Source organism: Brevibacillus sp. (assembly GCF_003521185.1).
Classification (GTDB): Bacteria; Bacillota; Bacilli; order Brevibacillales; family Brevibacillaceae; genus Brevibacillus; species Brevibacillus parabrevis.
Genome location: NZ_DOTK01000072.1, coordinates 14,917 through 38,926, shown reverse-complemented (window position 1 = coordinate 38,926; position 24,010 = coordinate 14,917). Strand labels below are relative to the sequence as shown.

Genomic DNA, 24,010 nt, shown 5'->3' with positions numbered 1-24,010 from the left:
TGGGGCAACCTGCTCGCGGACAAAGTCAAGGAAACGATGCCAAACCCGTTTACGTATGCGGGGGAGATGTACGACAAGGAGAGCGGGTTTTACTACTTGCGGGCGCGGTACTATGATCCGAAGATGGGAAGGTTTATTTCGGAGGATACGGTTAAGGGGCAAGTGGATAATCCGTTGAGTTTGAATCGGTATACGTATACACATAATAATCCGTTGAAATTTGTTGATCCAACTGGGCATGATATTGGGTTAGCTGAAGGTAATGGTGGATGGAATCAAGCAAAAATGACCCTTCTCTATAATAATGTTGTTCAAGGGAAAATTGCTTACGATACTCTTCCAAAAGACCAGCAAGCAATGCTGAAATCGTTTAGTGATAATCTTAAGAAAAATGCTTTTAAAGAATATAATCCTATCACGGAATTTACACAGGGGTTCGCTGCTGGATTTTTGGCTACTGTAGAGGTTGTAGAAGTTGTATATACTGCAAGAGGGTATATAGCGTATAGATCTACTAAAGGAACAAATGCCTCATCACAGGGGTCATTAACGATAGTCGAGGCTAAAGGAGTAACCTTCTCAGCAAGTGAAAAGAATGCAGCTAAATACATGCAAAGTCTAGGTAATAATGTTACTTTGAGAGCACCTTCTGGCACTAGAGCTGGTGGCGGGACATCAGATCTTGTTGTAAATGGTGTAAATTATGATGTATACACTCCAACCACTGCAAATGTAAGCCGAATTATCTCTGCAATAGCCAAAAAGAATTCACAAACTTCTGGGGTAGTATTAGACTTGTCTCAAACAACTGTCACGGCCGAGCAATTAGGAGATGTGCTAGCGAGAGTTAGGGGAACAGGTGCGACTAATATTATTGATATTGTCATTATGAAATAGGAGGGACTGTATGCCTAAGATGAAGTGTAGGTGTGGGGATGTATTAAGTTACGGAGAAATACCATGTCCAATAGAACATTTATTTATTTCTGACACAGACTTTGATAAGTTTGTGGGAAAAATTGAAGCCGAGAACTTATATAGTACCATGAAAAGTTTTCTCAAATGTCCAAACTGCAATAGACTATGGATATTTTGGAATGGATTTGAAGAAGAGCCTACCGAATATATTCAAGCACAATAATTGGAATTCACTTACCTTAGAGGAACTCTAAACGAGTAACCACCTACTCGTCTGGGGTTTCTTTTTTTCATAAATGTTGTAAAAAACTCTTGTTTTAAAATGCAAATTTATAGTATCATCAATTCAAGGAATTCAAACTATAAATTTATAGTATTCCTGCTTCATAAGAAAGGTGTGTAACCATGTTTAACCCCGAAACAAAAACAGCCTTTCTTCAAGGATATAAAGAAAATACCCAAAAAGCTTATTCAAGAGTCTTCAACCTAACAATGAAGTTCGAAGTGGAAAAGGATAAGGATTTGCTTCACTTTACATTGGATGAGATTGAAACTGCCCTACACAGCTTCCATGCTTCTACAGGAGACTCTCTTAATACGGCTGGGAGAACGATATCTGCTTACTTGAATTGGGCAAGGGCAGAGGGGCTTAGAGAGGACACCAATCCACTGGAGTCCGTTTCAAAAGAATGGTTTAAGAACATGGTAGTGAACACCCATCAGCATTTCATTACGAAGCAAGAAATCGATGCAATCATTGAACAATGTAATAATGATCAGGATTCAGTGATTCTCTCTTTGCTATTTGAAGGTGCGGGTGGAAGAGAGGTAAGTGAACTACGCAATCTAAAACGTGAACAAGTCAATGATGAGAAACGAACAGTGATATTGATTAACGATAAAGATGAAACAAGAGAAATTCCTATATCCGAACAGTGTCTGAAATTAATACATGGGGCAATCAAGCAAAAGGATTATCTGAAAGGGAATGGGGAGATGAGACGAGATCATCTCAAAGAAACAAGTGAATTGATTGAAACAGGCTATGTAATCAGGCCAGCCAAGACAAGAAATGTTCATATGGAACAAGTCAGTCCTCATCTGATTTATGGGAGATTACATGCATTAGAAGAATACTTTGGTTTGGACAATTTACGAGTGAAAACGATTCAACGTAGCGGGATGATTTGGATGGGAAAGCAACTCCTTGAACGGGATGGAGTGCTTGAAAAAGAACAGTATTTTGAAATATGTGAGCGATTCGGGGTAAACAAAGTAAAGAATGGAAACAAGATGGAGTATTTGTGGTGGGGAATGCAAGACTTTATTAATCCAGAAATGATCGCAAGATTATATAAATGAAACTTCTAGAGAGGATTAAATTCCTCTTGAGAAGTTTCACAATAAAAATAAAAATTTATTGTAAATCGATGGAGGAGGTGATCAAACGTATAAGTCGCTATCTTTTGTTATAACAGTCCAAATCATATTCAATATATTAAAATTTATAGTAAAAGGAGAGAATATTATTGTTTGATTCCATCAAAATGAAAGTAAGTTCCGTATTTATTCAACCTGAAATATTACGACAATATAAAAGAGAATTGTCCAATTCAGTGTAGCCGATCCAAGGATAGTGAAGGCTCGGATTTGTTTTACTTCCGAGTTATGACCCCGAAGAGGTTGTTGGTTATTCTGAAAGAAGAAAAAATACTAGATGGAAGGGCTATACTCATTATTAACGAATTTAATGAGTCTCTAGTGGAGAAGGAAATCAACAAGATATTAGAAGATTGCGTTCGTCCTTCATGGGTTGAAGTGGCAAAGGCCATTAATCGTCATTTAAATTGGGAGTATGATAATAGTCAATACAAAACACTTGATGAAGCTTCATCATTATTTTGAATAATATGGGGGGAAGTATGAAACTGCTGATAGAATCTCCGTATGGAGTAATTGAAAATTTCCAAGAAGTAGGTAGTGTAAATGAGATTGTTTACTTTTTGAATTGTTTTGTTAATGACAATCAGAAACTTCTATTTGCATTTTCTGGTGATTTAAACTCAATTGATTCAGCTATTCACAAAAAATTAGTTTTTGACAGAACAGCATATATTAACAATGAGTGGGTACTCCCTTGGGATCCTCCAAAAAAAAGACTGCCTAATACGCATTGGATTTGTCCGATTGGAAAAGAAGAAGTAATAGAAGCAATCAAAATGAATCAGCTATTTTTGTGTGTAATAGTAGATAAACAAGGCACATTTCAAGAGTATTCATATGTATTACGACATATTGAAGAAGATACTAGCTTTTCCTTGTGTTTCACAGAGAAACGAGAAGGTGATTTTCAGAGAAATGTGTTACCTAAGATCAAACAATTTTTAAAATAATATTTTTGACACTACTTACCCCAACCGAGCCACAATCTAATAAATAAAAAGGTGAGTAATGAATGTATACAGATTTTGAATTTAATTTAGATGAAAAAGGATAGGGATTTTGCAACGAGATTGTAAACGTTATGGTAGATCAGTTTCAAATTACGGAAGAAGAAGCTGTCGGCAGAATTAATATGCATTGGAGTAATACTGAGATAATGGGTGGATGTTGTATGGTTTATCATGAATCACCAGAGTTTTGGGCGTACGAAATATACTTCGGCTCTAATTCGCGTTGGTGGGCAAGGAAAGGTGATCCAGAGTTAAAGCCTAAACCATTCTCATTATAATTACGATACGGAAAACGCTATTATTAAAGAAATTGAAAATCAAAAATTTGAAAGTGGAAATTGGTAATCATCCTTGTCCGTATCCGCTTTGCTGTTTGCGGTAGTTTGACGATCTCATTTTACGCCCAACCAACGAAATTCTTGCCAGGGATTGTATGGTAATGGCCATACAGCGAACGGTTAGCTTGGTTAGTGAGAATTACAGCTTTGAATCTGGCAGGATGAACGGAATGAGACAACTGGCTGTGAATGCTAACCTAACTGTTGACCACCTGAGCACCAGTTTCCTCTATCTTGGAGTTTCTGAGACAACAACAAGTTTATGGGAGGTACCCCATCCAGTGCAGAATGAGCAAGGTCAAATGCCCAAAGATAAAACAAAACCTGTAGCAATTAATATGAACCCTGGCGATCTTCCAAGGTACGAGGTTACTTTAAATCAAAATGACGGGTTAGTTTTTGAATATGGGCATAATCCAAGGGAAGCTGAGGAATCAATATGTCCTTTAGGAGGAAGTTAAATGGAGGCAATATTACTTGCTCCAATCATGTTAGGATTGATAATTCTCTATATCACAACTCCTTTTTTCAAGAGTAGAGTAACAGGTAAACTATGGCTGATCATTGGTGGATTAAGCACATTACTTCTCCTATCACTTGAAGGAGTAAAGCTGGTAGTGTTTCCTTTTCCTGCTTTAATGATAGGGATTGGGATTTTGCTATTGTTAAAAAAGAACAGAGTTGCATATTTGTGTTGGCTCATTATTTTTTTATGGTTTAGTAGTTTGTATACCCTTTTGTTGGGAATTCCAGGAGCATTGCTGCTAATAGTAGGGCTGACTTGGAGCATCTATATAAGAAAGCGTTTTGAGGCAATTTAAGTAGGAGTCAGACTTAATAACAAATATCAGTATTATGTAGCCTATTCCGACTTGGAACGCGAGGAGGAATGGGTTTTTGTGCAGAATATTTTGAGAGAAGGCTTCAACTAAACATGCTTTAAAAGTAACTAGTGCAACTAAAAATGGCTATTTCATGTTGACTTGCAATATCATAAAAATCAGATGAAAGTGAACAGGTGTTTCAAATAATGAAAATAAGTAATTACAAGGGTTTTTTAGTAATTAATGATTATCATGAAATTATTGATTATGAAGTTGAATACAAGGTATTAAATTGTTTTTTGGAAGAAGGGGATATGTTTCTATTTAACGGAGGAGTGATTGCAAGTTGCCATAATTGTAACCAATTTATTAGAGATAGATTAGTAATTGAAGATGATGAATGGATAGATTTCTTCCCTCCCGATGAAGATTGCGATCTTGCATCAAAAACAGCATGGTATTATGCAATTAGCAAAGACGAAGTCATTCAAGCTTTACGATACAATGGGCTTTTTTCATGTGTGGTTTTAAAGAAAGGAAGAAATTTATCCGAGCGTTCATTTGAATTATTTCATCTTGAAGAAGATCTTGGTAGCAGTTTATATATCCGGAAAGTACACCTGGAAAATTTGTAAATATGGTTTTGCCCAGGATTAAGGAAATCATTTTGGTTAATTAGGAAAATATTATTAGGATTTTTATCCCTATTCGAACTGGTCAAGTCCCTTTTTGATAGACACTGAAAAAAGACCTAGGCTACAAGCTGGCGTCGGTCCTCAACCGGCGTCAGCTTGTTCCATTTCCTTTGTGGTCGCTTGTTATTGTAAAAAATGAATGAATACTTCTACTCTCCGGTGTGGCTCGTCCAATGTTCGTATCCCCTGGAGATAGAGAGCTTCTATCTTGAGATGAGAGAGAAGAAGCTTTCCGTCGAGGTACTGTCATGACAATTGCCTCGACGTGATATGCTGATTCGGGAGCCAACCTTTGGCAGCATGTCGTGCTACGTGAAAGCTCGGAATGTTTCTGGCAACCAACTGATCTGGCGCAAACACTACGACAAATTTGAAAAATTCCTCCTACTACAATAGCTACGGTGATGTGGTGAAATCCAGGGCCAAGCGGAACCTTGTTTATAGGCCCTAAACAAGCAGGATTTAAAACAATTTTAGGATGAAATACTTATGGCAAAAGGAAGTTTTCATAGAAATTCAATTCCGCAAGGTGCGCTAGTGGGGTATATTCCATGATAAATAATAAGAGTGAGCAATTTGAAAGGGGTTATCGGTGAGGGGGAAATGTAATTACTGCATTCCTCGAAGATGAGAGCGTTTGCCCCAAGATGGTCAATTTTTTAGAGTTCACCCCCAATCTGCATTAGCGGGGGAGCTGTACGATAAGGAAAGCGGGCTTTTACTGTCGGAAGCAGTTCAAAATGCATGTACATAAAGCGACAATGCAATCCATTTTAATATAGAGGAAAAGGCTGAAGGAGTGATAACATAACGGTGCAGTACTCCTGGAGAATAACAAAATACAATCCATCTAACCGCGACAGAAACGGGAGATATTTAATTGAAGAATGGACTTCCGTTAGCGATATTGGCAACGTTTATCATGGAAGAGAATTAACGATCCACGAATACTTAAAAACAGAAGAACAATATGTCTCTGCGATAGAAATGATTATGAAAGATTTACAGATACAACAGTTACAAGTAATCAATTTAGAGAGACATGATCTGAACTTTCATTTTGATAAGCATCGTTCCATTTATACGGCCGAGATGGTTGCATTATTTCATAATCTTTTGGAAGGTGACATAGTAAGCGGGGAAAATTTAAGAAATCTATGCAAGCTTATATTAAGGGAGAAGCTTTGGTGCAAGCTTACATCTGATAAGAAAAGGTTTGTTCATTTTGGCTTTGACTATTACATGTACATTGGATGCTCCGTTAACTGTAGCGACACCATAAAAGAGATTATTGGAAAAGGGCTGTTTGCTGAGCTTCTTAAATCACCTTATCTTGACGATGAAGAGTAAAGTATGTGGAGCTGTTGAGGAATAAGAAATCGGGCGTATAAATAGATGCTGGGAATATATCATGAATTTCCATAATATGGAACGAAGACGATCTTCTCAAGAAACGACTTATGGTAAGAAAAACAAGGTGAACAATAAAGCCACTTCTATACTCAAGAGCCGCCTGCCGAGCAAAGATCAGACTAATTGCAGGGAAAAAGAAAATGAAAGCAAGCGGTGAGAGGAAATTCTTGATAACAAATTTTTACTATGGATTGCAGAAAAGAAGGGTGACTTTCAACGACTAGGTTTTGAAGTTGAAATTGATAAATCACGTGGTGAGCAAGAACAGTTCATAGATCATGCTCAAAGAATATATTTGGAGAATGATTATTATGCAAGTACGATATGTGTTTGGAGATCAGGGATGATGGAGGCACTAATCGTTGATGCGAATACGCTAGAAACAGTCATCCATGATTATAAAGATGGTTTGGACGAAGAGGTTGACTTTAATAAAATTGTCCCACCATATATTCACTATATGTTGAAAAATTAGGACACCATTGGTTGGTGGGGATTGTCTCAGGCTAAAAAACGGGAACCACAGCTAATTGATTCAGTCCTAAAAGGAACTTCCCCATACGAAGAAACGCGAGGAAATGCTTGCAGAATAGAAGTTGGGCCAGCGAAAACGAGAGTCGTCAATTATTTATTCGAGCATCTGGAAGACGAAGCGGACGTAGAGTACACCATTGAAACAACAGAATTGAAGCAATTAATAGAGGCATGGGTTGTTGAACTGGAAAAGTTTAGAGTGCAAGCCAAGTAGAGAATAAAATGTCGATTCCTGTAGAAAAACATCTTTTGAAAATCCCAAGCAGATAACTTACAATATTACCAACATTAGGTATCGAGGCATAAGGAACACTAGGCATCTGGACCCGGAGATTGTGCGCTTCAAGCGACATGCCGAGGGGATGCATTCCTCGAACATCAATGGCTGGGCTGCCCTATCGAACGTACCAAACGGAATGTTTATCAGGTAAAAGGCTCATTCGGTTCGTGAATGGCCTTTTTCTTTTGCCAACTTTTTTCCCACTATGCCGGATGAGGAGGCGGTGCTCCCGAGAACGGGAAAAGCGAGATTTTGCAGAAAGGGTGAGACAAAATGCGTTCGAGGTACAAAACGCTCATCATGAGCGGAGCTTTAGCGGCTATTTTCTTTCATTTTCATTCTCCAGTAGTAACGTTTGGGTCTGTTGCCTACGCAGCCGGAAATACCCAGACGAAAGCGGCTCCGGCCAAAACGTCTGACAAAACAGCAGCAACGTACGACATCCCGGATGTGATTCAGCGAACATCACCGAGTGTGGTGGCGATCATCGGGAAGCCGACGGAGCAAGCAAATTCGACTAACCGCTTCAACCTTGCGCACGGAACAGGCGTGATCGTGAAGGCGGACGGCTGGATCGTGACCAATGCGCATGTGGTCAAAAATATGTCCAATTTGACGGTCGTAACGCTCGACGGCAAGCAATACAGTGGCAAAGTGACCAATATGGACGAGGAGAGCGACCTGGCGCTGGTCAAGATTGCAGCAACGGGGCTTGCCCCGGCGAAATTCGCAACGAACTATGCGATGAAGATGGGCGAGACGGTGGTGGCGATCGGGACGCCGATTTCCTTTTCGTTGCGCAACTCGGCGACGTCCGGGATTATCAGCGGGGTGAATCGCTCCGTCAACTCTACCTACCGACTGATTCAGACAGATGCTGCGGTCAATCCCGGGAACAGCGGCGGTCCGCTCGTGAACATGAAGGGCGAGGTCGTGGGCATCAATTCGCTCAAATTTGCTTCTATCGGGGTGGACAACTTGAGTTTCGCAATTCCGGCGGATACGGTGCAATACGTGCTGCATCACTTTTTTACATACGGAAAAGTAAAGCGACCGTATTTCGGAGCGGAGCTGGAGGAGAGCTGGGCTGCTGTCGTCGGTTTGCCGACAAAGGAGCCGCTGCGGGTCGTGCGGGTGGAGCCAGGCTCGCCAGCTGCGGCAGCGGGCATCGGACCGGGGGATGTCATTTACTCGATCAACAATCAGTCGATTACAACCATCGTTGATTTCAATGAGTTGCTGAAAAAATATTTGCCCGGACAAAAGGTCGAGATCATGACCCAATCGAACGGGGATTTGATCAAAAAGAACGTCACGTTTGCAGAAACGAAAAAATAACAAATAAAGTGGGGGCCAATTATGTTGCGTGGATGGAAAAAAATGACGGCGGTATCGTTCGTTCTCGTGCCTCTTTTGCTGAATAACGGTCTGGTGCATGCTGCTGACACGGCAGGGGGCAGCGTGAATGTCCGGCTGAAGGTAGGGCAGGAGAGCGTAACGATCAATGGATCTGCATCGACAATCGAGAAGCCGTATGTAGCAGGCGGCACGACGATGATCCCGCTCAGCATCATTACAAATGCGTTTGGCGCGACTTTGCAATGGGACAACCAGACGCAGACAATTGAACTGACGGCGGGAGAGAAGACGATTTCACTGAAGGCAGGCGACAAAAACGCCAAGCTGAACGGCCAACCGATCGTGCTTTCGGTGGCACCCGAGCTGAAAAACGGGAAGACGATGGTGCCGGTGACGCTCGTTACGCAGTTTTTAGGTGCGAATGTGAGCGAGAACAAGCAGACGGGAGAGGTCACGATTACGGGCGCTTCCACACAAGGTACTGCTGCGTCCAACAGTTCGCTTGATTCCGACCACGGAAAGACCAAGGTCGGCGACAGCTACTATGGCTGGTCGATGAAGTATCCGACAGAGCTGATCTTGGGCTACCAGAGCTACAAGGGCAATTACGCGAGCTTCCATGACAGCAAGGAGACGTTTTGGCTGAACGTGCAGGTGTACGAAGATCAGCCGGAAAACTTGTCCAACGATGGGCTGGTCAAGTTTTTGGCCGAGAATCAGTACGGTATGATTTTGTCCAAAGAGTATGTCGAGAAAGATGGCCTTTCCTATGCCCGAGTAGTTTCGCGGGATGAAGAAGATTATATGGCAGAAAGCCGCGCTTACCGAAAAGGCGACAAAGTGTACGAGATCACACTGAGTGTTTCCAACGAAGCGGACTTCAACAATCCAGCGAAATACAAAGGTTACAAAGACATGCTGGACAGCTTCACGGCCCATTTTGACAAACAGGATAAGTCCATCAAAGATTTGTCCAATGTCGAGAATGGCTACCGCTGGTTCGACTACAAAGATTTTGGCTTGAAAATCAAAGTGCCCGCTGTTTGGGAAAAAGTAGGCGGCGATAGCGGGGCAGCTTTCAGCAATGACGACGGCGATCAGTGGATGCAGCTCAGCGTGACCTCGGCGACTGAAAACGACAAGCTCGACGACTGGGTAGCCAAGCATGAACGGATGTATCGCGAGATGTATGCCGAGAGTGCACTTGACGTCGATAAAAACGCAACGACTACCACAATCGCTGGCGTGACGGCGCGGGAGCGGAACTACGGCACCTTTGATGGCGAAAACAAATACCAGGAGCGCCACATCTTTTTCATCAAAGGAAAATACAAGTTCCACTTGCAGCTCGCGTTCAACAAAACGGCCGATCCGGCTAAAACGCTGGAGATGATCAACACCATCAGCCGTTCGCTGTCGATCGATGAACAAAAAATGAACCAGTCGCTTGGCTTCATTCAGGATGACATTTTGCTCGACAAAAACAAGATGGCGACGATCAAGGACAGCAAGTACAAGTACGCGATCGACATCCCCGAGTATTGGCAAGAGGACGTGGTCGATAGCCGCAGCTTGATCGGCAAGTCGTACTTGTTTGAAGGCGGCGCGTTTACTCTGTTTGTATTCAAGGACAGCTACTCCGAGGTAGAAAAAAGCTTCACGTCAATCTTCAAAATGCAAACGAGCGGCAGTGAGAAAACCTCGCTGGTGGAAAACAAGCCAGTGACCGTACATGGCGAGTCGGGCAGGAAATTTGTGATCAAGGGAGAAGAAGAGGGCATCAGATATGAACGTACAGCGTACCTTTTCCCGAAAGGCAAGTATTCCTACTATATTTCCTGGTCGATTCGCGATGCTTACAGTACGGCTGCTACCAAGGAGCGGATGGAGAAGGTATTAAATTCGTTTAAAGTAATCGAATAAAGACAGCTTTGATCCGTCATCCAGTAGAGGCAGGTATGCGCGATGATGGCACGACGCATTAGCTAAGACCCCTGGTTTCGCGCCAGGGGCTTTTGCTTGGAGAAAATGAAGGGGAGTTCATGCGTTTTTAAACTTGCTGATCGTTCCATGGTTTTAGACTCTAAAATACGAGGAGCGCAAAAGTTTATGAACTATTTTGCTGACAACTTGTACACTGTGATTGGGTTCTTGTTTGGTCTTTACCTGATTTATTCTGGCGTAAATGGGTTGATTTCAGGAGAAATATACATTGGGGGCAGAGGGATTTCTTCTGGTGCTACATTTTTTCCTCCAGCTTCTACGTACGCATCATTGTTATTTATTCTATTTGGTTGTTTTACTGTGTATTGGTTTGCTAGGAGTATTATCGATTATAAAAGAAAGAAGTGAATGAAGAGCAGAGTGGAGTCGTCTCAGGGTTTCGTAAATGGATGGACGAGGAATGAGAAATGGTTATAGCAGGTGATATTCAGTGGAACAAACAGCAAATAACGATTGGTTTGGTCAGATCAACAACCTTCTCTTGTGCCGAAAACTTGATGATCGCGAGCTGTATGAAGCTTTACATGTGCTCGTTTCCAAGTTAGATCATGTGGAGAAAATGACCCTCTATAGCCAACTAACGGAAAACGCTTTAGCAAACTACTATCGAATAAAAGATCATATTATTTTGGACAGAGAAGTAAAAGAACATCTGTTGTATGGTTATTATCAGCAAAAAATCTCGTGTGGCACGAAGCAAATAGACAATGAATTGTTCGATCAATTGATCCATGACTATTTACATGAAAACTATGTTGCACTGGAAAGCATCATCATTCGGCTAATGAAGTCAGAGGTAACTTCCCATGATAAAATCAGTAAGCTAATGGACCTATTTGGAGAAAAGAAATCTATCAAGAAACAGTTGCTGCATCATAAAGCTAGAAAAAAAGTAAAAGAGTGCACCCAGTTCCATAGAGAAGAATTAATGACGCTACTAGAGTGGAGTCTTTACTCAAGCATTGAAGAAGCTATAGAGAAAGGACTTGTTCCGAACGACGCTCTAGCGTTATTTCAAAAGTCTGCTGCAAATGAAGCGGATAGAAAGCATAAGGAAAAGTTATATCAAATGGCGCAAGCGAAACTTAATAATGGAGAGCGGTCGTTTAACGAAACATAGATTTAAAGCAGTGCTTTGTGAAGTCAGGAACGGAGCGACTGCACAAGAGCGTGGGAGAAAAGAGGCTACAATGGCTATCATTTTTCTAGGTTACCATCGCATAATCAAAACTCATAAAAGATAGAACGATTGCCACAGGAGTCTGATGACAAATAAAAGAACCCATACGAGTAACTCCCTCCCGTATGGGTTCTTAGCGTCTGGTCACTTCTCATCTCAACAAAAAAGCGGGAATGACACGTACAGTTTCTAAAGTTGATCTACCGAAGGAAGAGTGTAGGAAAATCTGTGTGTAGCTACTTCCCTTAAATCACCCCACCATCCTCCCCCAAAGCCGTCACCGTAAACGCCTCCCCTTGCTTCACGGGAATCTGTGCATACCACAATCGAAACGGGATCAGCTCACTGTCGATAATCTCCGCTTGAATCTCTTTTCCAGTCTTGTCGCTCACGACGACGAGGCTGTCGATGGCGGGATCGAGAATGACGCCGAACAGCATTGGGAACGGGGAGTCGAACGGGTTTTCTTTTCCGTTGGCGACGTATTGGGTGGAAAAGGCAGGATCGTACAGCGACATTTCGGAATCGGCGGGAATGGCGTGACTGCCGCCATTGCCCCATTTCCAGCCAAGAATCGTTTTCTTGGCAAATTCGGCGTGGATCTGGCCATCCTCATGAACGAGGAAGAACAAAGTACCTTTATCCGTGCTTGCTTCGTGCAACACGGTGCCGACTTCTTCTCTCATCTGTTCAATGGCTTGCAACGGAGTGGGGGAAGAATCGTCGGTCAAAAAATAACTCGTGGCAAAAAGGGCGAGCAAACAGAAAAAGAGGGCAATTCGTGTCATAGTTCACTCTCCTGTAAGGATTTTTCCATGACAGACAGCATTGTTCCCGTCTTATTTTACCAATAAATCAACATATAATCCATAGCTTATATGTGTGACAACTGCCTGAATTGGATTTCCCGTTTCCTTTTCAGCCGAAACAATCCTATAATAGAGAAGAATGCTTGTACGAGGAGAAGTTTTTATGAGCGACAAACACGAACCGAAAACGAACAACAAATGGGTCATCCTGGGCTTTGTCGGCTGTGTTCTTGCCTGTGCCGTGTCGATGGTGATCTTCATTTACGTCATGAGAAGCTGACTTGGGGTGCATGCCAAAAACCGCTCATTGTAATGAGAGCGGTTTTTTGGCGTTTGAGGAGCACTTACGGCTGGATGGCTTTCAGCTTTTGCTCGATTTCTTCCCACGAAAGCTGGTTGAACTCGGAAAAGCCGACGCCTTGCAAGGCGATTGTTTTGCCCTGGTACAAGGGATATACGCCTTGCCACAGTCCTGAGAGAGAGTAAAGGGAGGAGGAACCTTTTACTTTGCGCAAAAAGACCAGGTAGTTGCCTTCGCCAAGCGGTCCCGTGTAGGTGAGGTTCAGCTGGCTGGAAGCGTCGGGCAACGGCTCCACTCCTGTGCTGAGTACCGTCACCAAGCGCGACGAGGAGCCTTTGAACACTTTTTTCACTTGCAAAGTTTGCGTGTAGTTGACGATTTTGCCCTGGCTGATGGTCCGGCCTGTCGGGTATGCTTTGTGGGCGCTGTCGATCCAGCCGATGAGGATGAGGTCGCTTTGGCTGACGAGCTCTTTGGCACTGGACAGAGCAGTCGTCGGGACGTGAAGCTGACCGATGCTCGTCTCGGCGGAAACAGGCAGAATGACGGCGCACAGCAAAATGATGAGGATTAGCAGGCGATATCGCATGGACAAGTTCTCCTCGCTCGTTGTAGTCATGTCGATAGTATGGTCGAGGGAATCACGCTTCATCCGCGAGCGTAATAGTAGGATAGTAATATTTAGAAAAATCTAAATAAATGCTATGATTGGCTCATCCTTTGGATTTCTCGCAAAAGGTCAAGACTAGGACGAGGAGGGTCACATGAATCAGTTGGTTGTCTTTCGACGCGTCTGTACCTGTTTTCTTTTGCTTCTGCTTGTGTTGCAGTTTGCCGTGTCACCTGCTTTTGCCAGAGAGGACATCGGCACGAGGGACGCACTCACGGATCGCATCGAGAAATACTTGACCGATTTGAAAAACGATGAGAACAGCATGGGGATGTATGCGGGGATTGCCGTCTACGATTTGACGGACAAAACGTATTTGTATCGGCACAACGCCGAGCGAAACTATATTCCCGCCTCGAACATGAAGCTGTTTACCACAGTCGCTGCGCTGGATAAGCTGGGGCCGGACTATCAGTGGCGGACAGACGTCTTTTTGCAAGGAAAAGTAAATGCCGACGGGGTTTTAGCGGGCGATCTGGTGCTAAAAGGCAACGGCGATCCGACCTTGATGCCAGCGGATTTGCAACAGCTGGCTGCTGCCGTCAAAGAAGCAGGTGTCAAACGGATCGACGGCGACCTGCTGCTGGACGAAAGCTATTTTGACGATACCCGGCTTGGCGTCAGCTGGATGTGGGATGACGAGCCGTATGGCTACAGTGCCCAGCTCAGCGCGCTTTCGGTGCATAAAAATTTTGTGACGATCGCGATTTCGCCGGGGAAGACTGCCAATACACCGCCGACAATGGCGATGGAACCGGCTACTACATATGTGAAGATCAACAACCAGGTGCAGACCGTTGCAGGAGCGGAGACAGACATCACCGTCGAGCGCCCGCGCGGAAAAAACGAGATTTTGCTGACAGGAACAATCGGGGTGAGCGCCAAGCCGTATGAGGAAGATGTGTCGCTGGAAGACCCGGCATTGTTTGTGGGAGACATCTGGAAGCAGCAATTGCTCGCCCAAGGGATCGGTTTCAGCTCTTCCACGCAAATCAAAAAGACGAGCGTGACATCCGGCGTGCCGTTCCGCACGCATCTTTCCATGCCGCTCGGCGAGGTCGTCGTGGAATTGAACAAGCAAAGCGACAACTTTTACGCCGAGATGCTGCTGAAAACATTGGGGGCGACGGAAAAAGGAACAGGAAGCGCAGAAGCGGGCAGCGAAGCCGTTGCGGACGTCATGAAGCGGGCTGGCATTGACACGGGCTTTCGGCAGGTAGATGGCTCGGGATTGTCGCGCTTTGACTTGGTCACCGCAGAGCAAATCGTCAAGCTGCTTGATTTTGCCCAGCAGCAGACGTATGGCGTCGAGCTGGAAAAATCGTTGCCAGTTGCAGGCGTAGACGGCACGTTGAAAAACCGCATGCTTACGACAGACGCGGAAAAAAACTTGATGGCGAAAACAGGCTCTATGGGTGGAGTCAACAGCTTGTCTGGCTACGTCACGGCGAAAAACGGGCACAAGCTGGCCTTTTCCATCCTGATCAACGGGATTTACAAGTCGAAATACGCGCGCGATCTGCAAGACTTCGTAGGCACACTGTTGGCCTCCTACCCGCAGATTACTGCTCCGGAAGGCTATGTACCTGCCCGCGAAAAGGTCTATCCGCTTTCCGTGCTGCTTGATCCGTTGTTTGCACAGCCGCAAGCAGTCGGGGTAACGGCAGGTGTCATCGTCAAGTCGCTGGACAAAACGGGAGACGCAGCCATTTTGTACGAAAAGGATGCGGACGCGCTGCTCACACCCGCCTCCAATCTCAAGCTGCTGACGACGGCCGCAGCGCTGTCCCAGCTCGGGGAGAATTACGTCTACAAAACCGAGCTGTACGGGGATGCGCCTGTAACGAAAAACGGAGTCCAGCAAGGCAATCTGTACCTCAAAGGCTACGGCGATCCGACCATTTCTACCGAAAACGCTTTGCAAGTGCAGGAAGGCGTCACGATAGAGAAAATCGCAGCGTGGATCAAGCAGCAAGGGATCAGGCAAGTCACCGGAAATCTCGTGCTGGACGAAAGCTATTTTGACAAGGAACGGCTCGGCCTTGGCTGGGCATGGGATGACGAAAGCTACTACTACAACCCGACCCTCGGGGCATTGGCGTTGAATCGCGGAACGGTCATGGTCGAATATAAGCCTGCGAAACAAGCGGGCGAGGCTGTCGCGTTCAACCTGTTGCCGAAAACGAACTACGTCACGATTGTCAACGAATCGAAAACAGTAGAGGCCGGGCAGGAAAATACGTTTGCCATCCTGCGCGACCGCGGAACGAATACGATCCGGCTGACCGGAAATCTTCCGCTCGATCATCCTGGCGACTACGAGCGCGTACCTGTAGAGGAACCGGCCAAGTACGCGGGAACCGTTTTGCAGGAAGCGATGGCAAGCCAAGGCATTCAGTTCGCTCCGGGCAGCCAGCTGATCGTGCAAACTGTCCCGCCATCCGCTGTCAAATGGCATGAATTTACTTCGCTGCCGCTGAAAGATATCGTCGCCTATTTGAATAAAAAGAGCGACAACTTTTACGCGGAAATGCTGCTGAAGACGATCGGAGCCGTGAAAAAAGGAACCGGAAGTGCCGCTGCAGGAGCGGAAGTCGTGCAAGAAACAGTCGCGTCGCTTGGGGGCAAAACGAATTTTGACATGGTCGACGGTTCAGGCTTGACCCGCTACAACCTGATTTCGGCGCGTCACCTTGCTTCCGTGCTGGAAGGGATGGCGAAGCAAACGTCTTTTGCCGCTTTTGACGCGTCGCTGCCGATCGCGGGCGTGGACGGTACGCTGAAAAACAGGCTGACCGATCTGGCTGCTGCCAAAACGATTCATGCCAAAACCGGATCAATGACGGGTGCGAACAGCTTGTCGGGCTATTTGACTACGCAAAGCGGGGAGAGGCTCGTCGTTTCCATCATCATGAACGGCTATGTGGAGGATGAAGATTTCTTTACGGAACTGCAAGACCGGATCATGTCGATTGTCGCAGCGTACGAATAAGCTGGCAGGCAGATGGAGAAGCCCTTTGGACAAAAGCGGGCTTCTCTTTTTTATGGGTGGCCGCGTGCAGGTGGCTTTTTGTCCAGGTTTGGGTCAATGCCAGTGACGGTCGCTCGGCTGGTTTCATATCTATATCCAGATGCAGAACGCGACAAAAACGAAGAGATCGGGGAGGGGAAGCGAAGTTGAACCCTACACGCTTTCATTGGCAGGGGTTGGAGCAAGTCGCTGCACACATCCTTTCTCGCGCGGGGGTCAGGGAAAAGGATGCACGAATGGTAGCCGAATCGCTTGTCCATGCGGATTTGCGCGGGATCGAGTCCCATGGGCTGTCGCGGCTGCCGATTTACGTGCAGAGGATCGAGGCGGGGCTGATCGAGCTTTCGCTGCCACCTGAGCTGGTCGCCAGGCAGGGAGCGACCTCTCTTATCGATGGCAAAAATCAGCTTGGAGCGGTCGTCGGGATGGCTGCTTTGGAAGAAGCGATGGAACTGGCACGGCAAAACGGGATCGGATTTGTCGGCGTACGGCACTCCAATCACTTCGGTTCCTGTTCGTACTACGCCGAGAAGGCTATTGCCGCAGGCATGATTTTGCTCGTCCTCTCGAATGCCCCTTCCGCGATGGCGCCAACGGGAGGGATTCAGCCGTTTTTCGGAACGAATCCGATCGCGATCGGCATTCCTGCGGGCGAGGAACCTGCCTACTTGCTGGACATGGCGACAAGTGTTGCGGCGCGCGGCAAGATTGCTCTGGCAGCCAAAACAGGGACGACGATCCCGCAAGACTGGGCCATAGACGCGGACGGCTTGCCAACGCATGACCCACATAAAGCGTTGCTCGGCTCTCTTTTGCCGATCGGCGGGGCAAAAGGCTACGGGCTTTCGATGTTCATCGATATTTTATGCGGGCTGCTGACCGGAGCTGCGGCTGGAGCCGACGTCAAAAGCTTGTACGACAACTGGCATGATCCGCAAAACATCGGACACGTCTTTTTGTGCATCGATGTGCAGCGCTTTTTGCCTGTGGACGCATTTTTGCAAAAGATGGACGAATATATCCGGGAGATCAAAAAAGTTCCGCGTGCAGCCCATGTGGCGGAAATCTTGATTCCGGGAGAAATCGAGCAGAGAAAGATGGCAGCGCATAAGCAGGATGGCATTCCCTTGACGCAGACGGTGGTGGAGGATCTCAACAAGTTGTGTTCCGGCTACGGAATTGATCTGGCGCAAGCAGTCTATCGGGTGTGAGCAAAGCTTTCGCTGTCCAGTGGTTTCCGGGACATTCTCTCGCACATAGACTGATGTCAGCGGTTTGAAAAGGAGTGAACATCCGATGCAACGCCACATGTGCAAAGGCAAAATCCACAGGGCGACAGTGACGCAAGCCGAGCTTGACTACGTCGGCAGCATTACGATTGATTTAACCCTGATGAAAGCGGCTGACATCAAGCCTTACGAAATTGTGCAAATCACCAGCTTGCGGAACGCGACGCGCTGGAAAACATACGCCCTGCCAGCAGCGGAAGGAAGCGGCAAAATCTGTTTGAACGGCCCGCCTGCCCATCTGTTTTCCCCCGGCGACATCGTCATCATTTTAAGCATGGGCATGTTCGAGGAGAGCGAATGCGACCAGCTGGTGCCGAAGGTCGTGTTTGTGGATGAACAAAATCGCATTACGAAAGTCGAAGAGCACCATCTCATTACGAATGGAGAGACATTGCCATAAAAGCGCCAAACGTAGGAAAATGGGGCAAGCACCAGCACATGGTTCAGGATGAGTTCCTGCGTGAGCATTTGCCCAGAACCCGGCTGTTTTCTCCCGAAGCGTTATGGGAGTACGCAGCGGACTACAAGCGTGTCATGCTGAAGCCGTCCGGGGGAGGCGGCGGGGCCGGGATTATCCAGCTGACCGATTTGGGAGACGACCGTTATTTGATTCATAGCGGCAAGCACCGCCGGACAGTCGAAGGCAAGGAAAAGGCTGTCCAATATGCGAAATCATTGTTTCGCCCGAAAACGTATCTGCTTCAACCGCGCATTCCGCTTGGGCGCATCAACGGAAAGCCGTTTGATGTCCGCGTGATGATCCAGCGCAAAGGGAAACACTCTCCCTGGGTGATTACCGGATGGGTAGCCAAACTCGCCGGGCCGGGCTTCGTCGTGACGAACGTCGCCCGCAGCCGCGGAAAAGTGCTGCCGCTTCGCACGGCGATCAAGCAGTCGAACATTGCAGCGAATCCGAATCTGCTCGGAGAAATTCGGCAAGTGTCCATGGCGGTAGCCAAACGGTTGGGAACGGCGTACCCGACGTTGCGGGAGATCGGCCTGGACATGGGGATCGACATTCACGGAAAGCCGTGGATCATCGAAGCGAATTTTCGCCCGTCGCTATCTTTGTTCCAGCAGCTTCAGGATCAGACTTTTTACAGGCGTATTTTGGCGATGCGGAAGCGTTAAGTGCGTGGAGCGCGTTGAAAAGCAAAGAGAACCGCTTGCTGCGACGGCCGAAAAAGCCTGAGGGCAAGTGGTTCTTTTTTTCAAAAGGCTTTCATGTGGATTCTGGGTAACAAGTATTTGTCGTTCGATGAGAAAGGTTTCTGCTGTATAACGGATCAGATGAGAAAAGGGGGGATAAATCGTCCATCAACATCGGTGAATCCGTATTCCCGGGCAAGATCACCAACTTGCAGGACCAGTCCGTTTTTAAGCTTCACTTCGCCATCCCCTGCCAGGGCAGACACAGCGCGCCCAATATAATGCGGCGACTCCGTATGTTTAAGAGCTTCCACTTCCTTCCAATGATTTTCGTCTGTATTGAAATTTCTTAATACCAGTTCTGTTCTCATCCAACCAGGGGAGACCGCTACCGCCGTTATTTTCGTGTTTTTGAGATCATGAGCGAGTCCGAACACGGAGCGGTTAATCGTATTCTTGGCAAGGTCGTAATAGAAAGTTCCTAAATACTTATCCTGATCCCGGAAAGTGGTATGTACGATCAACCCAGAATCAGCTTCCAGCATAAGCGGGATCGCATAATGGTTGGTCGCTATTTGTGCACGTACTCCGCTTTGAAACATAGCATCCCACATGTTCAGCGGATATTCCCAGAAAGGTTTCGGTTGTAAATTCACGTCCAAGTCATGCAGTCCCCAGACGTTATTCACAAGTATATCGAGACGTCCTTGTTCCTGACGGATTCTCTCGATCAAAGCTTGCGTATCCTCATCACGGGTATGATCGCAACGACATGCGTATGCCTCGCCACCATTTTTCAGAATCTCCTCGACCGTTTCATCAATACTGCCTGGAAAACCGTTTGTAGTAGTCCCTCGCAAACTTCTTCCCGACACATAAACGACTGCTCCGGCTTTCCCGAGTTCAATGGCGATCCCTCGTCCTGCCCCTCGACTTCCTCCGGTTACGAGAGCGATTTTCCCAGCGAGTCTCTTCAAGTTCATCTACTCCTTCGCAAGTTATTTATTTCATCATACACGTAGTAATATGACATCTAGTGTCATGTTGAGAATGAGCGATTATCATTTTTGAAATCGATGGAACAGACACGTTTAAAAGTTCGATATCTTGAGCAGCCAGAAAATGCCGATAGTCGAATGCTAAAGCCTTCCATAAAAGAAAACTCGCAATCCATTTGCTATTGCGAAAAATGGGGAAAGGCTGGCGCAGAGCACAAAAAGTTGATAGAATGCCTCTCATTATGAAGGGAGGTAGTATGTTCGACAATGACATCACTGTCTAAAAAAGAATGGATGCTCATCAGCTTCATGTTATTTTCCATGTTTTTTGGAGCAGGCAATTTGATTTTCCCGCCATACCTTGGGCAGGAGGCTGGCTCGCTCGTCTGGTCTTCCTTGCTGGGCTTTGTCCTGTCGGCTGTCGGTCTGCCGATTCTCGGGGTAGTTGCCGTTGCCAAAGCAGGCAGCTTCTACCAATTGGCGAGCCGGGTCCATCCGATTTTTGCTCTTATTTTTCCGTTTCTGATTTACGTCTCGATCGGGCCGGCTCTCGCCATTCCGCGCGCGGGAAGTCTCGCTTTCGAGATGGGGATGGCGCCTTTTTTGCCAGAATCGCTGGTTGCCTCTAAAATCAGCTTGCTCGTGTACACGGTCGTGTTTTTTCTGATCGTGTTCTGGTTTAGTCTGTCGCCTTCCAAGCTGGTCGATCGGTTCGGGAAGCTGCTGACGCCTGCCTTGCTGGCGCTCATCGCGCTGATTTACATCAAAAGCTTGGTTACTCCGCTCGGACAGACAGGTGCGCCGACTGGCAAATACGGAGCAAATCCGATTGCCCAAGGCTTTCTCGACGGCTACTTGACGATGGATGCGCTTGCCGCCCTCATTTTCGGGATTGTCATTGCCAATACGCTGCGGGCGAAAGGGATGACAGACGAGAAAAAATTGTCTGCAAGCATGATTCAGGCAGGGCTTGGAGCTGGATTTTTGCTGACAGTGATTTACGTCGTTCTGGGCATCATGGGCGCGTCTGCCGCTTCTTTAGGAAAAGCGGAAAATGGCGCCCAACTGCTCGCGAACATGATGGACCACCTGTTTGGGGCAAGCGGAACGCTGATCCTCGGGGTGATTTTTACGGTCGCCTGTCTGTGCGTATCGATTGGGCTCGTCACTTCTTGCAGTCAGTATTTCCACGGCCTGTTCGGCGGTTTGCCGTACAAGGGATGGGTGACGGTTTTATGCGTCTTGAGCATGCTGGTTGCGAACTTGGGCCTGACACAAATTTTGCAAGTATCCGTGCCTGTCTTAGGTGCGATTTACCCGATTGCGATCATGCTCATTTTGCTTGCTCTGGTCGAGCGGTTCATCCCGGCTACCTCTTTCGTTTATATGACAACGGTTGGCGTCGTTGCCGTGTTTGGGCTGGCAGATTTGGCGAATGCCCTGCTTGTCGCCCACCAATGGGACCAGGTGCTCGCGGCCTTGCCTTTTTACAACGTCGGCGCTGGCTGGGTCATGCCTGCCTTGATCGCGGTTGCAGTCGGCATGCTGCTCGACATGTGGAAAAGAGCTTTGCTATTGCGGCAAAAACACTCTTCCCAAACGGAATAACTACAACGAAAAAAGGGCTTCGCGCTTGCGAGGCTCTTTCCTTTTTGAAGACACATGCGTGAAAGATGATGCGATTTCGTGACTTTATCGTCTGTTTTTTCGTAGTAAAAGAGTAGGAGAAAGAAGGAGGCTATTATGCGCTTTGACACTATCATGACGATCACTGTCGTGCTTGTGCTGACGTCCTGTTATTGCTATTTGTGGAAATGGCTACGGTCCAAAACGTCCGGTTGATCCGGGCGTTTTTTCTTTTGGCACGGGCAACTGGCTCACCGGGCAAGGAAACAGGATAAAAGTGGTACGAATGGGGCAAAATTTCCCTAACTCATTTTACAGTAGGCGAGACTCAGGAAAAAGTGAGGCGGCTTCGTTGAAAAGGGGGTGGGGAGCCTGAGCGAAAACGCGCGAAAGTGGTGGAGATCGCACAAACAGAAGACGCAGCAGCAGACAGCGCCTTCCCATACGCCTTTGTAAAAGCAGCTGGCTGACAACGAGCAGCGGCTGAGAGACTTGTATGCCAACTGCTCCGATGTGGTGTTTCGCTCGTTTCGCATCGGCGGCACGATCCGGGCGCTTGCGATCTACATCGACGGCTTGACGAATCAGGAGGAGCTGGAGCGCAGCGTGTTGTCTGTCCTGATGCAGACGAAGCTGCCGAAGGATTCCCCGCTGACAAAGCTGTTGGACAATCTGGTGCCCGTAACCAAATCGCGGGAAATGAGCACCGTAGAACAATGCCTGGAAGCGATTGCAAACGGCAACCCGGTTCTGTTGATCGACCAGCAGGAGAGAGCGATTGCCTTTGGCTTGGCCAGATGGGAAAAAAGGCAGATCGAAGAGCCGGTCGCCGAAGGGGTCGTCCGGGGGCCGCGCGAAGGGTTTACGGAATCGCTCCACGTCAATACGGCGCTGCTCAGACGGCAGATCAAGACGCCCGCTTTGAAAATGGAGCAAATGCAAATCGGCGGCTACACACAAACCCAGGTTGTCCTCGCTTATATGGAAGGCATCGTGGACGAGGACTTGGTGGCAGAGGTCAGGGCGAGACTAGGCCGGATCGAAATCGACGGTGTGCTGGAGAGCGGCTACATCGAGGAACTGATTGAAGATCATCCTGCATCGCCGTTCCCGCAAATTTTGACCACCGAGCGTCCGGATGTCACTTGCGGGAATTTGCTGGAAGGGCGCATCGCCATTCTGGTAGACGGCACGCCGTTTGTGCTGATCGCACCGACTACGCTGTTTTCCTTGCTGCAATCCAGCGAGGATTATTACCAGCGCTCGCTCGCGAGTACGACGATCCGCTGGCTGCGCTATTTGTTCACCGCGATTTCCTTCTTGCTGCCGTCCCTTTATGTCGCCCTGATTACGTTTCATCACGAGATGGTGCCGACCTCGCTGTTGATCAGCATGGCAGCTTCCCGGGAAGCAGTGCCTTTTCCGGCTTTGGTCGAGGCGCTGTTGATGGAAATTACGTTCGAAGCGCTGCGCGAAGCAGGGGTCAGACTGCCCAAGCAGGTCGGGGCCGCTGTCAGCATCGTCGGGGCGCTCGTCATCGGTCAGGCAGCCGTACAAGCGGGGCTGGTTTGTCATCGTGGTCGCCATCACAGGGATTGCTTCCTTTATGATTCCGCACTATATCGCGGGCATCGCCATTCGCCTGCTGCGCTTTCCGATGATGTTTCTCGCCGGATCGCTCGGCTTGTTGGGAATCATGCTCGGCATTATTGTGACCGTCATCCACCTGAGCACGATTCGCTCGCTGGGCGTGCCGTACTTGACACCAGTCGGACCGATCAAGGTCGCGGAATGGAAGGACACGCTCGTCCGCGCGCCGTGGTGGATGATGAACACGCGCCCTCACTTGACGGGAGATTATCAAAAAATCAGGCAAGGAGCGAATCAGAAGCCAGGGCCGAAAAAAGGGGGAGATCCAGCTTGAAATGGGGGCTGGTCGCCGGAATGAGCGCTCTCGTCTGCATCCTGTTTGCCATCGAGTGGCCGCGTCTGTCGCGCTTGCCGAGGCGAGACAAAATGACCTTCATCGCCTTGGTTTTCATCGGCTGGGTGCTGTCCATGTTCGATTTGCCGAATTTGCCGGGACCCACCACGATAATCAATGAAATTTTCGAGCCGCTGGGTCACTACTTGGAATAA

At 47.2% G+C, this 24,010-nt stretch carries 22 protein-coding genes and 1 pseudogene; 20 read left to right on the top strand and 3 right to left on the bottom strand.

The genetic code is table 11. The features are described from left to right. The 13 genes from DEP07_RS21795 to DEP07_RS21740 all read left to right on the top strand — a co-directional run. Positions 1–897 (top strand): RHS repeat-associated core domain-containing protein (locus DEP07_RS21795; protein WP_287103006.1); only part of this gene is annotated, 897 nt, incomplete at its 5' end. A 10-nt stretch (positions 898–907) separates the two neighbouring features. Then, positions 908–1,141 (top strand): hypothetical protein, encoded by a 234-nt coding sequence (locus DEP07_RS21790; RefSeq protein WP_122966882.1) that lies wholly within the window; start codon positions 908–910, stop codon positions 1,139–1,141. Between the two features lie 182 nt (positions 1,142–1,323). After that, the gene (locus DEP07_RS21785; protein ID WP_122966881.1) at positions 1,324–2,280 is read left to right on the top strand and encodes a tyrosine-type recombinase/integrase; all 957 of its coding nucleotides are present in this window, start codon (positions 1,324–1,326) and stop codon (positions 2,278–2,280) included. A 213-nt stretch (positions 2,281–2,493) separates the two neighbouring features. Continuing rightward, a complete protein-coding gene (locus DEP07_RS21780; RefSeq protein WP_256436848.1) occupies positions 2,494–2,823 on the top strand; it encodes an Imm8 family immunity protein in 330 nt (109 codons plus the stop codon). A gap of 17 nt (positions 2,824–2,840) precedes the next feature. After that, a complete protein-coding gene (locus DEP07_RS21775) occupies positions 2,841–3,311 on the top strand; it encodes a hypothetical protein (RefSeq protein WP_122966879.1) in 471 nt (156 codons plus the stop codon). A gap of 568 nt (positions 3,312–3,879) precedes the next feature. Continuing rightward, positions 3,880–4,170, top strand: a complete 291-nt coding sequence (locus tag DEP07_RS21770) for a hypothetical protein (RefSeq protein WP_141254274.1) — start codon at positions 3,880–3,882, stop codon at positions 4,168–4,170. Next, positions 4,171–4,530 (top strand): hypothetical protein, encoded by a 360-nt coding sequence (locus DEP07_RS21765; protein WP_122966877.1) that lies wholly within the window; start codon positions 4,171–4,173, stop codon positions 4,528–4,530. A 209-nt stretch (positions 4,531–4,739) separates the two neighbouring features. Next, a complete protein-coding gene (locus DEP07_RS21760) occupies positions 4,740–5,168 on the top strand; it encodes a hypothetical protein (protein ID WP_287103005.1) in 429 nt (142 codons plus the stop codon). 873 nt (positions 5,169–6,041) lie between these two features. Continuing rightward, on the top strand, positions 6,042–6,578 hold the full coding sequence (locus tag DEP07_RS21755; protein ID WP_287103004.1) for a hypothetical protein: 537 nt from the start codon (positions 6,042–6,044) through the stop codon (positions 6,576–6,578). Between the two features lie 226 nt (positions 6,579–6,804). After that, positions 6,805–7,116, top strand: coding sequence for an immunity protein TriTu family protein (locus DEP07_RS27830; RefSeq protein WP_425266757.1), 312 nt, complete (start codon positions 6,805–6,807; stop codon positions 7,114–7,116). Between the two features lie 612 nt (positions 7,117–7,728). Next, positions 7,729–8,793, top strand: a complete 1,065-nt coding sequence (locus tag DEP07_RS21750) for a S1C family serine protease (protein WP_233454215.1) — start codon at positions 7,729–7,731, stop codon at positions 8,791–8,793. 21 nt (positions 8,794–8,814) lie between these two features. Further along, positions 8,815–10,737, top strand: a complete 1,923-nt coding sequence (locus DEP07_RS21745) for a copper amine oxidase N-terminal domain-containing protein (RefSeq protein ID WP_287103003.1) — start codon at positions 8,815–8,817, stop codon at positions 10,735–10,737. A gap of 511 nt (positions 10,738–11,248) precedes the next feature. Next, positions 11,249–11,938 carry a hypothetical protein gene (locus DEP07_RS21740; RefSeq protein WP_173597386.1) on the top strand — a complete coding sequence of 230 codons (690 nt, stop codon included), beginning with the start codon at positions 11,249–11,251 and terminating at the stop codon, positions 11,936–11,938. Between the two features lie 305 nt (positions 11,939–12,243). Here DEP07_RS21740 and DEP07_RS21735 read toward each other — a convergent pair whose 3' ends face one another. Both DEP07_RS21735 and DEP07_RS21730 read right to left on the bottom strand, forming a co-directional pair. Then, positions 12,244–12,786: a hypothetical protein gene (locus DEP07_RS21735; RefSeq protein ID WP_122966865.1), complete on the bottom strand. Its 543-nt coding sequence runs from the start codon at positions 12,784–12,786 to the stop codon at positions 12,244–12,246. Positions 12,787–13,151: 365 nt separating this feature from the next. Next, positions 13,152–13,697 carry a hypothetical protein gene (locus DEP07_RS21730; protein WP_122966864.1) on the bottom strand — a complete coding sequence of 182 codons (546 nt, stop codon included), beginning with the start codon at positions 13,695–13,697 and terminating at the stop codon, positions 13,152–13,154. A gap of 175 nt (positions 13,698–13,872) precedes the next feature. On the opposite strand from DEP07_RS21730, the gene dacB reads away from it, so the two are divergent. The 4 genes from dacB to DEP07_RS21710 all read left to right on the top strand — a co-directional run bounded on the left by dacB (position 13,873) and on the right by DEP07_RS21710 (position 19,229). Further along, positions 13,873–16,770 (top strand): D-alanyl-D-alanine carboxypeptidase/D-alanyl-D-alanine endopeptidase, encoded by a 2,898-nt coding sequence (dacB, locus tag DEP07_RS21725; protein ID WP_287103002.1) that lies wholly within the window; start codon positions 13,873–13,875, stop codon positions 16,768–16,770. 185 nt (positions 16,771–16,955) lie between these two features. After that, complete coding sequence (locus DEP07_RS21720; RefSeq protein ID WP_287103001.1) at positions 16,956–18,020, top strand: Ldh family oxidoreductase; 1,065 nt, start codon at positions 16,956–16,958, stop codon at positions 18,018–18,020. Positions 18,021–18,105: 85 nt separating this feature from the next. Beyond that, a complete protein-coding gene (panD, locus tag DEP07_RS21715; protein ID WP_122966861.1) occupies positions 18,106–18,498 on the top strand; it encodes an aspartate 1-decarboxylase in 393 nt (130 codons plus the stop codon). Beyond that, positions 18,495–19,229 (top strand): YheC/YheD family protein, encoded by a 735-nt coding sequence (locus DEP07_RS21710; protein WP_255679260.1) that lies wholly within the window; start codon positions 18,495–18,497, stop codon positions 19,227–19,229. Before panD ends, DEP07_RS21710 begins: the two co-directional genes overlap by 4 nt. A 155-nt stretch (positions 19,230–19,384) precedes the next feature. On the opposite strand, the gene DEP07_RS21705 is transcribed toward DEP07_RS21710, so the two are convergent. Continuing rightward, the gene (locus DEP07_RS21705; RefSeq protein ID WP_233454170.1) at positions 19,385–20,230 is read right to left on the bottom strand and encodes an SDR family NAD(P)-dependent oxidoreductase; all 846 of its coding nucleotides are present in this window, start codon (positions 20,228–20,230) and stop codon (positions 19,385–19,387) included. Positions 20,231–20,512: 282 nt separating this feature from the next. Here DEP07_RS21705 and brnQ point away from each other — a divergent pair, with 282 nt between their 5' ends. The 3 genes and pseudogenes from brnQ (at position 20,513) to DEP07_RS21690 (ending at position 24,010) form a co-directional block, all read left to right on the top strand. After that, positions 20,513–21,853, top strand: a complete 1,341-nt coding sequence (gene brnQ / locus DEP07_RS21700) for a branched-chain amino acid transport system II carrier protein (protein WP_173597381.1) — start codon at positions 20,513–20,515, stop codon at positions 21,851–21,853. Positions 21,854–22,333: 480 nt separating this feature from the next. Next, a pseudogene (locus DEP07_RS21695) lies at positions 22,334–23,795 on the top strand (spore germination protein). After that, positions 23,792–24,010, top strand: a complete 219-nt coding sequence (locus DEP07_RS21690) for a hypothetical protein (protein WP_280648840.1) — start codon at positions 23,792–23,794, stop codon at positions 24,008–24,010. Before DEP07_RS21695 ends, DEP07_RS21690 begins: the two are co-directional and overlap by 4 nt.

What these genes read in the sequence shown, in the direction of transcription:
- DEP07_RS21745 (WP_287103003.1), top strand. Translation starts at nt 8,815, where the DNA reads ATGTTGCGTGGATGGAAAAAAATGACGGCGGTATCGTTCGTTCTCGTG.
- DEP07_RS21770 (WP_141254274.1), top strand. Translation starts at nt 3,880, where the DNA reads ATGAGACAACTGGCTGTGAATGCTAACCTAACTGTTGACCACCTGAGC.
- DEP07_RS21730 (WP_122966864.1), bottom strand. Translation starts at nt 13,697, where the DNA reads ATGCGATATCGCCTGCTAATCCTCATCATTTTGCTGTGCGCCGTCATT.
- panD (WP_122966861.1), top strand. Translation starts at nt 18,106, where the DNA reads ATGCAACGCCACATGTGCAAAGGCAAAATCCACAGGGCGACAGTGACG.
- DEP07_RS21750 (WP_233454215.1), top strand. Translation starts at nt 7,729, where the DNA reads ATGCGTTCGAGGTACAAAACGCTCATCATGAGCGGAGCTTTAGCGGCT.
- DEP07_RS21775 (WP_122966879.1), top strand. Translation starts at nt 2,841, where the DNA reads ATGAAACTGCTGATAGAATCTCCGTATGGAGTAATTGAAAATTTCCAA.
- DEP07_RS21765 (WP_122966877.1), top strand. Translation starts at nt 4,171, where the DNA reads ATGGAGGCAATATTACTTGCTCCAATCATGTTAGGATTGATAATTCTC.
- DEP07_RS21705 (WP_233454170.1), bottom strand. Translation starts at nt 20,230, where the DNA reads ATGAACTTGAAGAGACTCGCTGGGAAAATCGCTCTCGTAACCGGAGGA.
- DEP07_RS21735 (WP_122966865.1), bottom strand. Translation starts at nt 12,786, where the DNA reads ATGACACGAATTGCCCTCTTTTTCTGTTTGCTCGCCCTTTTTGCCACG.
- DEP07_RS21785 (WP_122966881.1), top strand. Translation starts at nt 1,324, where the DNA reads ATGTTTAACCCCGAAACAAAAACAGCCTTTCTTCAAGGATATAAAGAA.
- brnQ (WP_173597381.1), top strand. Translation starts at nt 20,513, where the DNA reads ATGACATCACTGTCTAAAAAAGAATGGATGCTCATCAGCTTCATGTTA.
- DEP07_RS21790 (WP_122966882.1), top strand. Translation starts at nt 908, where the DNA reads ATGCCTAAGATGAAGTGTAGGTGTGGGGATGTATTAAGTTACGGAGAA.
- DEP07_RS21760 (WP_287103005.1), top strand. Translation starts at nt 4,740, where the DNA reads ATGAAAATAAGTAATTACAAGGGTTTTTTAGTAATTAATGATTATCAT.
- dacB (WP_287103002.1), top strand. Translation starts at nt 13,873, where the DNA reads ATGAATCAGTTGGTTGTCTTTCGACGCGTCTGTACCTGTTTTCTTTTG.